This window comes from Frondihabitans sp. VKM Ac-2883 (assembly GCF_015350875.1).
Taxonomy (GTDB): domain Bacteria; phylum Actinomycetota; class Actinomycetes; order Actinomycetales; family Microbacteriaceae; genus Frondihabitans.
In genome coordinates this window covers 82854-96497 of the sequence record NZ_JADKSF010000001.1, presented here as the reverse complement: position 1 = coordinate 96497, position 13644 = coordinate 82854, and the positions used below count along the sequence as shown (strand labels likewise).

The following is a 13644-nucleotide window of genomic DNA, read 5'->3' as shown; positions in this document are numbered from 1 at the left end:
AACGGCGCCGGTGCAGGCGCCGCAGGGTCAGGTCGCGAGAGCCGCGAGGGATCGGGCTCGAGCCCGACGCTCGCGGGCCGCGGTGATGCGAGCAGAAACACTGGGGGCGACCACGGACAGCACGAGCAGCCCTCCGGTCACGATCGTGAGAACGGTGTCGGGCAGACCGCCGAGCTGAAGGGAGTAGTTGACCGTGCGGATGATGAGGACGCCGGCGACGACTCCGACGATGCTGCCCGAGCCGCCAAAGATCGAGACCCCGCCCAGGAGGACCGCCGCGACGACGCTCAATTCGAGACCCTGGACGCTATCGCTCTGCGCACTCGAGTACCGGAGCACCCAGAACAGGCCGGCGGCACTCGAGATCACGCCGCTCGCGACGTACAGCCAGAACTTCGACCGGCCGGCCCGGATGCCCACGAAGCTCGATGCCTCGGGACTGTAGCCGATGGCGAAGAGCGAGCGGCCGAACGGGGTGAAGTGGAGCAGCACGGCGAATATCCCGACGACGACGAGGACGAAGACCATCACGGTCGGCACGCCTATGCCCGGGATGCTCGAGGTGGCGAACGTCGTCAGCGACACCGGGAAGTCCGCCACGGCATTGTCGCCGATCACGACGAGCGCGAGGCCGCGGAACAGCGCGAGCGTGCCGATCGTGACGGCTAGCGAGGGCAGGCCGACGACCGCGATGAGGAATCCGTTGAAGGCACCGCACGCGGCTCCGACGAGCAGGCAGACGAGGAAGATGACGGCCACGTTCCCCTTCGCGTCTGACTGCTGCCACAGGACGCCGAGCACTGCCGCCGAGAGACCGGCCGTGCTCGCCACCGACAGGTCGATCTCGCCGGTGATGATGATGAGCGCCATGGGCATGGCCATCAGGAGGATCGGGATTGCGTCGATCAGGAGGAAGCTCACCGTCGTCACCGACGCGAAGTACGGGATGAAGATCGCCGCGAGGACGACGATGAGCACGAGAGCATAGACGATGGTCGCGTCGCGGGAGCGCCACAGCCGTCGGGGAGCTCGCGGTGCGGTCGCAGCGACGGCGGCGCGCACCTCGGGGGCGGTCTTCGTGTCAGACATTCTTGGCCTCGCTGACCCGCAGCTTGCGTGCGTTCCGGATGGAGATGATCTTGGTGATGAGGATCGCGGCGATGATGAGGACGCCGACGATGGCCTGCTGCCAGAACTTGCTGACGTTGAGGGCCGCGAGGGCACCGGTCATCGTGGTGAGCAGCACCGCACCGACGGCCGCGCCAGCGACGGTGCCCGATCCGCCGAAGATGGCGACACCGCCGACAACGACCGCGGCGACGATCTGGAGCTCATAGCCGGTGCCGGTGTCGGCGCCGACGGAGTTGAACCGGGAGGCGTAGAGCACGCCGGCGAGGCCCGAAAGTGCGCCACTCGCGACGAAAGCCGTCACGACGCGGGCGTTGACCCTGATGCCGAAGAGCGCAGCGGCGGTGGGGTCGGATCCTATGGCGTACAGGTCTCGGCCCGAACGCGCCCCGTACATGTAGAGCGCGAAGACGACCGTGACCACGAGGGCAATGAGTGCGAGGAGCGGAATGCCGACGACGGTCTGCACCGAGAGGTTGCCGAACTCGTCGGGCGCGTCGCCGACGAAATACTGTGTACTGCCGGCCCAGGCGTTGTTGATGCCGCGGAAGATGTAAAGCGTGCCGAGTGTGATGACGAGGGCCGGAACCTTCGCCGTCGTGACGATCAGCCCGTTCACCGCGCCGAGGATGGCACCCAGGACGATTCCGATGACGAAGATGCCGATCAGCGGCATGGTCGGAACCGCCGCGTAAACGGCTCCTGTCGAGAAGGCCGTGAGGCCGAGGATCGACCCCACCGAGAGGTCGACGTTGCGCGTGATGATCACGAGCGCTTCGCCGACCGCCATCACGACGAAGATCGCCGAATTCAGCAGGAGGTCTTTCGTGCCCTGCGGCGAGAGAAAGCGCGGATTCGCCACTGTGGTCACGATCAGCAGGATCGCGAGGGCGGCGAAGACCGAGAACTCGCGCGAGGCAAAGGTGCGCCCGAGACCTCGGCGTGCGGTACCCGTCGAGGCCTTCGCGACGGGAGGCGTGTCGGTGAGGGTCGCGCGGCTCATGCGGCCACCCCTTCGTCGTGTGCGGCTGAACCGTCGGTCGTGGCGGCGAGCAGGATCAGCTCGGCGGTCGCTTCCGCCCGGCTCAGCTCGGCTGAGATGCGGCCTTCGTGCATGACGAGGATCCGGTCTGCCATCCCCATGACTTCGGGAAGCTCCGACGAGATCATCAGCACCGCGATTCCGCGCCCGGCGAGTTCGGAGATGAGGCGGTGGACCTCCGACTTCGTTCCGACGTCGATTCCCCGGGTGGGCTCGTCGACGACGAGGAAGGTCGGATCGGTGGCGAGCCACTTGGCCAGCACCACCTTCTGCTGGTTTCCGCCCGACAATGTCGAGACGGGCAGGTCTTGCGAACCGGTCTTGACCTGCAGCCGCGACGACCAGTCTTCTGCGGCGGCCCTCTCGCGGCCGGATGAGACGAGGCCGAACCGCGACAGCTGGTGACGCAGCGTGAGCGTGGTGTTCTTGGCCACCGAGAGCTCCATGACGAGCCCCTGCTTGCGGCGATCCTCGGGAACGAAGGCCATCCCCGCATCGATCGACGCCTGCGGGGACCGCGGCTTGACGGGCTTGCCCGAGAGCTCGACCGTGCCCGAGTCGTAGGGGTCGATGCCGAAGACCGCCCGCGCGACCTCGGTGCGACCGGCCCCGACGAGACCGGCGAGCCCCACGATCTCCCCCGCCCTCACCTGAAAGGAGATGTCGGAGAATACGCCCGCCCGATTCAGGCCCTCGACCGAGAGCACGACATCGCCGATCTCAGCCTCCCCCTTGGGGAACAGAGTCGAGATGTCGCGGCCGACCATCTCGCGGACGAGCGCGTCGACGGTGATGTCGGCCGCGGCATGCGTGGCGATGTAGGCGCCGTCGCGCATGACGGTGATGGTGTCGCAGAGCGAGAAGACCTCGTCGAACCGGTGCGAGATGAAGAGGATGGCAGCGCCCTGATCGCGGAGGCCTCGCGCCACGGCGAAGAGACGGTCGACCTCGACGCCACTCAGGGCGGCCGTGGGCTCGTCCATCACGAGCACCCGAGCGTCGAGTGAGATTGCCTTCGCGATCTCGATGATCTGCTGGTCGGCGATGGAGAGACCCTCGGCCGAGCGGTCGGGATCGATCGGCACGCCGAGGCGCGTGAAGAGCTCAGTCGCCTGGCGTCGCATCGCGCCCCGGTCGACGAACCCGAAGCGGCCTTTCGGCTGCCTCCCGATGAAGATGTTCTCGGCGACCGTCAGGTCGGGGAACAGGGTCGGCTCCTGGTAGATGACCGAGATGCCAGCCGCCTTACTCTCGGCGGCACCCGAGAAGACCACCTCTTCGCCGCGCATGCGGAGTGAACCGGAGTCGGGCTGGTAGATGCCGGCGATGGTCTTCACCATCGTCGACTTACCAGCACCGTTCTCACCCACGAGCGCGTGGATGCGGCCGTTCTCGAGAACGATCGTGCCGTCGGCCAGGGCGACGACCGGACCGAACGACTTGGTCACCCCTCGCAATTCGAAGGCGGGCGGCGCCTCGGCTGGTTCGCGGTTCATGCGGGATTCCTGACTTCGTCGTGAGGATTGAAACGTTTTACGGGGGAACGCTTGAACCTTAGGGAAGCGGAGAGGGTGCCGTCAATGACTTCCTGAGAAATATCTTCGGGAGACGCGCATCCCTTAGACTTTGAGGGCGATTCAAGGTCTTGAGGGGAGACGCCGTGACTTCGGTGAACGTTCGAGACGTGGCTGCACTGGCCGGTGTCTCGGTGGGTACGGTGTCGAATGTGTTGAATCGACCCGAAAAGGTCGCAGACGCAACCGTCGAGAGGGTGCAGCGGGCGATCGCGCAGCTCGGCTTCATCCGCAACGATGCCGCGCGTCAATTGCGCGCCGGGCACAGCAACGCGATCGGGCTCGTCATCCTCGACGTCACCAACCCCTTCTTCACCGACGTCGCACGTGGAGCACAGCAGCACGCCGCGACGTTCGGCAAGTCGGTGATCCTCGGCTCGAGCGACCAGCAGGCAGCACTGGAGCGCTCCTACCTCGACCTCTTCGAAGAGCAGCGCGTTCTCGGCGTGCTCCTCTCTCCCGTCGGGCCGGTGACAGAGCGCCTCGAACGCCTCCGCAGCCGTGGCATTCCCGCCGTGCTCGTCGACCGCATCAGCCCCGACTCCAGCTCCAGCTCGGTGTCGGTCGACGACATCGAAGGCGGCACCCTCGCCGTCTCGCACCTCATCGATCAGGGCCGCACTCGTATCGCTTTCGTGGGTGGGCCGTTCGGCATCCGCCAGGTCTCCGACCGCGCCTCCGGGGCCGCGCGAGCCGCAGCCGCACGTGGCGCCACCCTCGAGGTGCTCACCACCGACGCTCTCTCGATCGACGAGGGTCGCCGGGTCGCCGGCGTACTCCTCGCCCGCACCCCTGCGACCCGACCGGACGCGGTTTTCGCGGCGAACGACCTGATCGCCATCGGCCTCCTCCAGACGCTGTTCGCCGACCAGCGCGTCAGCGTTCCCGGCGACATTTCGATCATCGGCTATGACGACATCGGATTTGCCGCGTCAGCCGTCGTGCCTCTCTCCTCGATCCGGCAGCCGAGCGAGCTCATCGGCCGCACGGCGATCGACCTGGTGCTCGAAGAGGTCGCCGGGGGCGCGCCGCGAGCGGTGGTATTCCAGCCCGAGTTGGTTGTGCGCGCGAGTACGGCGTAGCCCCGCCCGTGCCTCGGAGCTCCGCGGCGCCGGCATACACAGTGCGGACTTGCGCCCGCGCCGCGCCACGTCGGGTAGTCCGCAGGGCGTCTGGCAGCAGGGGTGGGGTGCCCGGGCGGGCTCGGATTTAGGATCCGGGGCACCGAGCACCTGAACTCAGGAGCCCCGGCCAAGGCGGCGTCGCACGAGTCACCGAATTCAGGAGCGAGAGGCGCCCGCTCTTGACTACGTAGACAATTACGTGTTCACTAGGCGCAGTCCCGGAATTGACTACGCAGTCAAGCCACCAGACACAACCACGGCGAAGGAGCCGAGATGCCATCGACTCCCGCCGACGACAGCGCGAATCGCACCCCCCGCCCCGTGTCGATGATGGACGTCGCAGCAGCAGCCGGCGTCTCGCAGAAGACGGTCTCGCGGGTCGTCAACGACGAGCCGCACGTCTCCCCCGTCATCCGCGAGCGCGTCCTCGGCACGATCGCCGAGCTCGGTTTCCGCCCCAACTCCGCCGCCCGCGTGCTCAAGGGCCAGCGCTCACGGCGCATCGGCGTCATCACAATCGCCACGACCCTGCACGGCCCGGCGTCCACCCTCGCCGCGATCGAGCGCGAGACCCGTACCCGCGGCTTCTCTCTCACCGTGGTCCGCACCGACGAGACCGCGCCCGAAGACCTCCAGCCCGCCGTCGACTCCCTCCTCGATCAGAACGTCGAGGCGATCGTGATCTCGGAGCCGGTCGACCACCATCTGTCGACCCTCAGGATCCCTGCCGACGTCACCGTGCTCACGTTCGGGCAGGGGCCTGACGAGATCCGCCCGGGCTCCCTCGCCATCGCCATGGACGAGTCGGGCGGCGCTCGCGCGGCAACCGACCACCTGCTCGCTCTCGGCCACGAGACCGTCTGGCACATCTCCGGCCCGACCGACTGGATCCCGGCCAATCGCCGGGTCGCCGGCTGGGCCGCCTCGCTCGAAGACGCCGGAGCCGCCCGCCACGAACCGCTCGTCGGCGACTGGAGTCCTCGCAGCGGTTTCGAGGCGATGAGCAAGCTACTGCAGCGCCCCGACGTCACGGCCGTGTTCGTCGCCAACGACCAGATGGCGATCGGCGCCATGTCGGCCATCCAGGCGAAGGGCCTCCGCGTGCCCGACGACATCAGCATCGTCGGCTTCGACGACAACCCGGTCGCCGAGTTTCTGGCCGTGCCCCTCACGACGATCCATCAGGACTTCGCCGAAGCAGCGCGCCAGGCGATGCACCGTCTTTTCCGCACCCTCGACGGCCACCCGCCGATCGAGAGCGCCCGACTCTTCGCTCCGCAGCTGGTCACCCGCAGCAGCACGGCGAAGCCGTCCCCCGACCGCCGCCGGGTGCGCCCGGTCGACTGAAACCCGCGACCTTCTCCCCTTCCCTCGACGACGACGTCAGGAGTCACCGATGACCCCCTCTCCCCCCACCCGCAGAGACCTGTTCCGCTGGGGCGCGGCAGCCGGAGGCACAGTCGCGCTCGGCGCGCTCCTGTCGGCGTGCTCGACCGGACCAGGATCCACGGCGGTCACCTCGGGCGCCGCCGACCTGTCGTTCTGGACTCACGACGACGGCTACGTGAAGTTCTTCACGGAGGCTCTCCCCACCGCGGACGCCGCCACGAAGTACCGCTACGCACTCGACATCACGAAGATCGCCGCCGCTGACATCCCGACGAAGCTGATCGCGCAGGCGGTCGCGAACACGGGGACCCCCGACGTGGTCGGCCTCGAGATCGGCGCGTTCGCCCGCACCCTCCGCGGCGATATCGCGAAGGAGCTGCTGGTCGACCTCTCGCCCTCGATCGCCGACTACAGAGACGACCTCATCGGCGCACGGCTGACCCCGTTCTCCAAAGACGGCAAGCTGTATGCCCTCGACTCCGACACCCCGCTCTGCGTCTACTACTACCGACCGGAGCAGTTCGACAAGCTCGGCATCCCGGACGACCTCGCCACCTGGGAGGAGTTCGAGGCGGCCTTCGCGAAGCTGAACCCGTCGAAGAACGTGTCGATGCATGCGGTCGCGACGAACGACCCGGGCGGGGCCGTCCAGAGCTACCAGATCATGCTGCTGCAGCGCGGCGGCGATCTCTGGGACGTCGACGGCAACCTGACGATCGAGACGCCGGAGGCGGAAGACACGCTCGCGTTCATCGCGAAGGGCGTCCAGTCCGGAGCCATCGCGACCGTCGCCGACATGTACGGCCCCAGCCTGCAGTCCGGCCTCAAGAGCTCGTCCATCGTGGGCGTCGACATGCCGTCCTGGTACGCCAGCTACGGCATCAAACCGAACGTGCCCGAGCAGAAGGGCACCTGGAAGGTGCGGAAGTTGCCGGTGTTCGCCGGAGGCGGCCGGACGACCAGCGTGGGAGGCGGAACCGGGTTCGCCGCGATTCGCAACAAGCCTCTCTCTCAGGCGGGTGTCGACCTCGTTCTCTCGACCTACCTGAACGCCGACCAGCAGGTGAAGCGCTACCGCGACCTCGGGTACCTGCCGACACTGCGGTCCGTCTTCGACGACCCACGACTCTCGGCTATCAGCGATCCGTACTTCGACGGCCAGCGGCTCTTCGGCGTCTACAAAGACGTGATCGACGACGTCCCGTCGCAGCACCAGAGCGCCGACACGGCGATCCTCCAGACCGTGCTCAGCGGCTACCTCCTGCAGGCCTACAAGGGTCAGCTCACCGCCAAGCAGGCACTCAGCGCCGCGGCCGATGATTTCCGCGGCCAGGCCCGCGCCTAGAAGGGACGACCATGTCGACATCCACTGCGACCGGAGTTCCGGTCGCCGCGAGCCCCGAGTCGAAGACCCGCCGCCGCAAGCTCAACACCAGCGGCGGCCGTGCGCCGTACCTGTTCATCGCGCCGTTCTACGTGCTCTACGGCCTCTTCATGATCGTGCCGGTATTGGCAGCGGTCTACCTCAGCCTCACCGAGTGGGTCGGTCTCGGCTCGCCGACATTCATCGGCGTGACGAATTACGTCAATCTCGTGCAAGACACCAGCTTCGGCACGGCGCTCGTCAACTCGCTGATCTACACGCTCATCGCCGTCTTCATCGTGGTGCCGTGCTCGCTCCTCGTCGCCCAGGCTCTCAACGCCAAGGGGCTCAAGGCTCGCGACCTGTTTCGCGTCGCCTTCTTCATCCCGATGGTGCTGTCGCCGATCGTCATCGCACTCATCTACAGCCTCATCTTCGACACCGACTACGGTCTGCTGAACTCGGCGCTGAAAGCGCTCTTCGGGCTGCCGAACACCGACTGGCTCGGCGACCCGACCCTCGCCAAGCTCGCCATCGGCTTCGTGCTCCTCTGGCGCACGGTCGGCTACCTGACGATCTTCTTCCTCGCCGCCCTGCAGGCGGTCTCGCCCGAGCAGTACGAGGCGGCCTCGCTCGACGGCGCCGGGCCGATCCGTAAGTTCTTCTCGGTCACGCTGCCCGAGATCCGCCCGGTGACGAGCTTCGTCGTCGTCACGAGTTTCATCAGCGCGGCGCAGTTGTTCGACGAGCCCTACCTGCTCACCAAGGGCGGGCCCGGCGAGGCGACGCTGTCGGTCGCCATGTTCATCTACCGAGCGGCCTTCGAGAGGCAGCAGTTCGGGTACGCGGCCGCCGCCGGCGTCGTGCTCTTCGTCATCGTGTTCGGGGTCAGTCAGATCCTCAACCGCGCACTCGCCATCGGGAGGACCTCATGAGCGCCAGCAGCACCACCACGAGAGCCGACGCGCGCCGCGTCCGTGCCGAGAACGGCACCGGTTCGCCGCAGCAGCGACCCAAGAAACGCGCCAACGGCGGCTGGCTCGCCCGGCGAGGGCTGCTCTACGTCACCCTCAGCGTGCTTCTGCTCGTCTTCATCTTCCCGCTCGTCTGGGCGCTGTCCGGGTCGTTCAAGAACCGCGGCGACATCTTCGCCACCCCGCCGAGCCTGATCCCCGACCCGGCCACGATCGCCAACTACGTGAACCTGCTCACGACGCAGCCGTTCTGGAAGTGGTTCGGCATGAGCGTCGGCACCGCGGCCATCGCCACCGTCATCTCGGTCTTCGTCTGCGCCCTCGCCGGCTATGGCTTCGCGAAGTTCCAGTTCCGAGGCAAGAAGGCCCTTTTCACCATCATGTTCTCGTCGCTGTCGGTGCCGTTCGCGGTGATCCTGGTGCCGCTGTTCATCCTGGTGGTGAAGTCAGGGCTCTCGACGCCGTGGTTCGCACTGGTCGTGCCCTGGGTCGCCCCGGCGTTCGGCATCTTCATGATGCAGCAGTTCATCGTCCAGTCGATCCCCGACGAGATCATCGAGGCCGCCCGGATCGACGGCAATTCCGAGTTCGGCACCTTCTGGCGCGTCGTGCTCCCCCTGCTCCGCCCGTCGCTCGGCGCCCTCGCGGTCTGGGGCTTCCTGCAGAGCTACAACTCGTTCCTCTGGCCGCTCGTGCTGCTCTCCGACTCGAACCAGTACACGCTGCCGCTCGGCCTGAACGTGCTGTTCGCCGCCGAGAACCGCTCGTACGACCTCGTCCTGGCCGGCTCCGTGCTGGCCTCGGTGCCCACGATCCTCGTCTTCTTCCTACTGCGGAAGCAGCTGCTCGACGGGCTCACGGCAGGCGCCGTGAAGGGCTAGAAAGCCGGCGACAAGGATCCTGAACCACCGCATCTCGCATCACCGTCACTGAAAGGCACACCCATGCAGCACCTGACCGACCGCGTCCTCTTCGGCGCCGCGTACTACCACGAGTACCACGCCACCCCCCGGCTCGACGACGACATGCGCCTGATGAAGGAGGCCGGCTTCAGCGTGATCCGGGTGGGCGAATCGGTATGGTCGACCTGGGAGCCGGAGAACGGCGTGTTCGAGCTGGAGTGGCTCGCGCCGATCCTCGACGCGGCCGAGGCGAACGGCATCAAGGTGATCCTCGGCACGCCGACCTACGCAATCCCGATGTGGCTGGCTCGCCAGTTCCCCGAGATCAACGTCGAGCGGAAGGCCGGCCACGCGATGGGCTGGGGCGCCCGGCAAGAAATCGACTACGCGCACCCGGCGTTCCTCTTCCATGCCGAGCGCGTCATCCGCAAGATCGTCGCCCGCTACGCCGAGCACCCCGCGGTGATCGGCTACCAGGTCGACAACGAGCCCGGCAACGAGATCATCGCCAACCGCGAGGTGTTCCAGAAGTTCGCCGACCACCTGCGCCACACCTACGGCACCGTCGAGAAGCTCAACGAGGAGTGGGGCCTCACCTACTGGTCGCACCGACTGTCGACCTGGGCCGACCTCTGGACCCCCGACGGAAACGTGCAGCCGCAGTACGACCTCGCCTGGCGCAAGTTCCAGGCGTCGATCACCACCGACTTCATCGCCTGGCAGTCGGGCATCGTTCGCGACTACTCAAGGGCCGACCAGTTCGTCACCACCTGCAACTCGTACGAGCGCCCCACCCTCGAAGACGACGCCGAGACCGTCGCCCTCGACATCACGGCCGGCAACCCGTACTACGGCATGCAAGACTCCCTCGCCCTCCCCTCCACCGAGAAGACGAGCCAGTACTGGACCTCGTCGGGCACCTGGTCGCTCTTCTCGAGCGGCGACCGCATGTACGGCTCGAAGCAGGCGCCGTTCCTCGTGACCGAGACGAACGCCCAGGCGATCGGCTTCTCCTGGTCGAACAAGCCGGCGTGGGACGGCCAGTGGCGACAGGCCGCGTGGGCACTGGTGTCGCGCGGGGCGACGATGATCGAGTACTGGCACTGGCACACGACGCAGGCCGGGGTCGAGACGTACTGGGGCGGGATCCTGCCGCACTCGCTCCAGCCGGGCCGGGTGTACCGCGAGATCGCCACGATCGGGGCCGACTTCGCCGCTGCGGGCGACCGCGTGACCGAGCTGACACCACACGCCGATGTGGCGCTGCTGTTCTCGAACGCGTCGAAGTGGGCGCTCAACGAGCACCCCGCGCTCAGCCTGGAGGGCACCGGTCACGGGCCGGAGGCCGACCGCCGCTCGTTCCAGACGGTGTTCGACTCGTTCGCCCGCGGCGTCTTCGAGGCCGGACTGCAGGCGAACACGGTGCACCCGTCACAGATCTTCTCGCTCGATCCGGCCGCATTCGCGGCCGACCACCCCGTGCTCGTCGCCGCCGCGTTCACCATCGCCTCCGACGCCGAGCTGCAGTGGCTCGCGTCCTACGCTGAAGCCGGCGGGCACCTCGTCGTCGGCATCCGCACCGGCTACGAAGACCACGAGCAGCGCGCCCGCCTCGAGCGGAAGCCGGCGTTCCTCGATGAGGCCGCGGGGGTCTGGTACGACGAGTTCTCGAACCTCGCCGGCCCGGTGCCTCTCATGTCGTCGCGATCCGACGCGCTCGGCTTCGTCCTCCCCGCCGGCGCCACGGGAACGCTCTGGGCCGACGGCCTCCACAGCGAAGGATCCGAGGTGCTCGCCTCCTACGACCACCCCCACTTCTCGAAATTCGCGGCCGTCACGACCAAGGCACACGGCGCCGGACGCGTCACGTACGTCGGCACCGTCCCCGACCTCGCGCTGGCGCGCGCGGTCGTCGACTGGGCGGTCACGGTCGGCGCCGGAACGCCGACCTGGCGCCCGCAGACCGATTCGCAGACCGTGTCGTCGTCGGTGAACCGCCACGGCGAGACGATCCACGTCGTGCACAACTGGTCGTGGGAGCCCTCGACGTTCGAGCTGCCCGGTGCGGCGGCGGACGTGCTCGCGGGCACGTCGTTCGAGGCGGGTGCCACGATCGAGCTCGGCGCCTGGGATGTGCGGGTGTTCGCGGCACAGTAGGCCTCCCGCCCGTCGTCGAGTGGCGGCAAATGCCTCCCAGCCCCTGGCTGGCGCGGCATTTGCCGCCACTCGGCGGTTGGGGCAGGGCGGCTGGCCATATGCATAAGCCAGTTATATAGTTGAGCTATGTCACCCGCCGAGAACGCGCCGTCAACCACCGACGTGGCGCACGCGCTCGAGGCCGTCGTCACCTGGCTGCGCGATTCGCGCGAGCCCGTCGGAATCTCGAAGAGCTCGCTCAGCACGCTGGCGCGCCTCGACGTCGTCGGGCCGCTGCGCATCACCGACCTCGCCGAGCGCGAAGGCCTGACGCAACCCGGTATGACCACGCTCGTCAACCGACTCGTGCTGACCGGCCTCGCTGAGCGCCGCGCCGATCCGGGCGACGGCCGAGCCGTGCTCGTCGCACTCACGAGCGACGGCCTGGCCCGGTTGACCGAGTACCGCGTCTCGAGAACCGAGCTGATCTCCGCTCGGCTCGAGCAGTTGGATCCTGAGTCGCAAAGCGCCCTGGCCAAAGCCGTGCCGGCGCTCGAGCGGTTCGTCGACGACTCCCACGTCACCGAGGAGAAATAGCAGCTATGTCGCACCACACCAGCACCGGCGCCACCCCCGGCGAGAAGCCGCCGAGCCCGTTCACGCAGCCACGCGCCGTCTGGGCCGTCGCCTTCGCCTGCGTCGTCTCGTTCATGGGTATCGGCTTGGTCGATCCGATCCTCAAGTCGCTGGCCGGCCAGCTGAGCGCGACGCCGTCGCAGGTCGAGCTGCTCTTTACGAGCTACCTCGTCGTCACGGCGGTCTGCATGCTCGGCACCGGCTGGATCTCGAGCCGCATCGGCCCGAAGCGCACGCTGATCGCAGGGCTGACCATCATCGTCGTCTTCGCGGCTCTCGCCGGATCGAGCGGGTCGATCGGCGAGATCGTCGGGTTCCGCGCCGGCTGGGGTCTCGGCAATGCGCTCTTCATCGCGACCTCGCTCTCGGTGATCGTCGGCTCCGCGTCGGGAGGGTTCGCCGGGGCCATCGTGCTCTACGAGAGCGCCCTCGGGGTCGGAATCGCGCTCGGGCCGTTGATCGGCGGACTGCTCGGCAACATCTCGTGGCGTGGCCCGTTCTTCGGCGTCTCGGGCCTCATGTTCATCGCTCTACTGGCGACCATCTTCCTGCTGCCGAAGCTGCCCACACCGGCCCGCAAGCAGAAGCTGTCCGAGCCGCTGACCGCCTTGAAGCACAAGTCGCTCCGCACGACGAGCATCGTCGGTTTCCTCTACAACTGGGGATTCTTCACCGTGCTCGGCTACTCGCCCTTCTTGATGGGCATCGACAGCCCCATTCAGCTGGGGCTCGTCTTCTGCGGTTGGGGTGTGCTCGTCGCTCTCTTCGCCGTCTGGGGTGCTCCGTGGCTACAGCGCCGCTTCGGCACCCCGCGCACCCTCTACGTGAACTTCGTGCTGATGGCGATCGACCTCGCCGTGATCGGCATCTTCCCGTACAGCCACGTCACCGTGATCGTCTGCGTGATCGTCGCCGGCTCCTTCATCGGCATCAACAACACGCTGGTCACGACGGCCGTGATGAGCATCGCTCCCGTCGAGCGCCCTGTCGCGAGCGCCACCTACGGATTCGTGCGGTTCATCGGCGGCGGCATGGCGCCGTTCGTCGCAGGCCTGCTGGTCACGGCGTTCAACGAGCACGTGCCGTTCCTGCTCGGAGCCGCGACACTCGTCGCCGCGGCGATCGTGCTCAGCACGGCGCACAAAGCGCTCACTGCGGCCGACCGCGGCGAGGTGGCGCAGCCCGAGATCGACGAGCTCGATCGGGTCGAGAATCGTGACGTGTTCCCGGCGGCCGAGGCGATCGGCAACGCCGACTAGGCCCGTCGCCCCCTCGCCGGCATCCCCTCACCTCCCTCCTTCCGAATTCGAAGGAGAAACGTCGATCCGGTAACGAAAACATCAGGATCCGGCCCCGCCGTTGCACGCTTTTCCTTC

General features: G+C 67.5%; 11 protein-coding genes. 8 read left to right on the top strand and 3 right to left on the bottom strand.

What is annotated here, in order from left to right:
* Nucleotides 1–27 precede the first annotated feature (27 nt).
* From ITJ49_RS00490 to ITJ49_RS00480, 3 genes are read right to left on the bottom strand one after another with little or no spacing between them, the layout of a single operon-like run.
* Nucleotides 28–1089, bottom strand: coding sequence for an ABC transporter permease (locus ITJ49_RS00490; RefSeq protein WP_194600227.1), 1062 nt, complete (start codon nucleotides 1087–1089; stop codon nucleotides 28–30).
* Entirely contained in the window at nucleotides 1082–2131 is a 1050-nt protein-coding gene (locus ITJ49_RS00485) for an ABC transporter permease (protein WP_194600225.1), read from the bottom strand. Before ITJ49_RS00485 ends, ITJ49_RS00490 begins: the two co-directional genes overlap by 8 nt.
* The gene (locus ITJ49_RS00480) at nucleotides 2128–3666 is read right to left on the bottom strand and encodes a sugar ABC transporter ATP-binding protein (RefSeq protein ID WP_194600223.1); all 1539 of its coding nucleotides are present in this window, start codon (nucleotides 3664–3666) and stop codon (nucleotides 2128–2130) included. Before ITJ49_RS00480 ends, ITJ49_RS00485 begins: the two co-directional genes overlap by 4 nt.
* Nucleotides 3667–3830: 164 nt before the next feature.
* Between ITJ49_RS00480 and ITJ49_RS00475 the strand changes: the two genes are divergently transcribed.
* The 8 genes from ITJ49_RS00475 to ITJ49_RS00440 all read left to right on the top strand — a co-directional run bounded on the left by ITJ49_RS00475 (nucleotide 3831) and on the right by ITJ49_RS00440 (nucleotide 13527).
* Complete coding sequence (locus ITJ49_RS00475; protein ID WP_194600221.1) at nucleotides 3831–4826, top strand: LacI family DNA-binding transcriptional regulator; 996 nt, start codon at nucleotides 3831–3833, stop codon at nucleotides 4824–4826.
* Between the two features lie 315 nt (nucleotides 4827–5141).
* A complete protein-coding gene (locus ITJ49_RS00470) occupies nucleotides 5142–6215 on the top strand; it encodes a LacI family DNA-binding transcriptional regulator (RefSeq protein ID WP_194600219.1) in 1074 nt (357 codons plus the stop codon).
* A gap of 49 nt (nucleotides 6216–6264) precedes the next feature.
* Entirely contained in the window at nucleotides 6265–7602 is a 1338-nt protein-coding gene (locus tag ITJ49_RS00465) for an ABC transporter substrate-binding protein (RefSeq protein WP_194600217.1), read from the top strand.
* Nucleotides 7603–7613: 11 nt separating this feature from the next.
* Nucleotides 7614–8555 carry a carbohydrate ABC transporter permease gene (locus ITJ49_RS00460; protein WP_194600215.1) on the top strand — a complete coding sequence of 314 codons (942 nt, stop codon included), beginning with the start codon at nucleotides 7614–7616 and terminating at the stop codon, nucleotides 8553–8555.
* Complete coding sequence (locus tag ITJ49_RS00455) at nucleotides 8552–9475, top strand: carbohydrate ABC transporter permease (RefSeq protein WP_194600213.1); 924 nt, start codon at nucleotides 8552–8554, stop codon at nucleotides 9473–9475. Before ITJ49_RS00460 ends, ITJ49_RS00455 begins: the two co-directional genes overlap by 4 nt.
* A 63-nt stretch (nucleotides 9476–9538) precedes the next feature.
* Nucleotides 9539–11653 carry a beta-galactosidase gene (locus ITJ49_RS00450; protein WP_194600211.1) on the top strand — a complete coding sequence of 705 codons (2115 nt, stop codon included), beginning with the start codon at nucleotides 9539–9541 and terminating at the stop codon, nucleotides 11651–11653.
* 126 nt (nucleotides 11654–11779) lie between these two features.
* A complete protein-coding gene (locus ITJ49_RS00445) occupies nucleotides 11780–12229 on the top strand; it encodes a MarR family winged helix-turn-helix transcriptional regulator (RefSeq protein WP_194600209.1) in 450 nt (149 codons plus the stop codon).
* Between the two features lie 5 nt (nucleotides 12230–12234).
* Entirely contained in the window at nucleotides 12235–13527 is a 1293-nt protein-coding gene (locus ITJ49_RS00440; RefSeq protein WP_194600207.1) for an MFS transporter, read from the top strand.
* Nucleotides 13528–13644 lie beyond the last annotated feature (117 nt).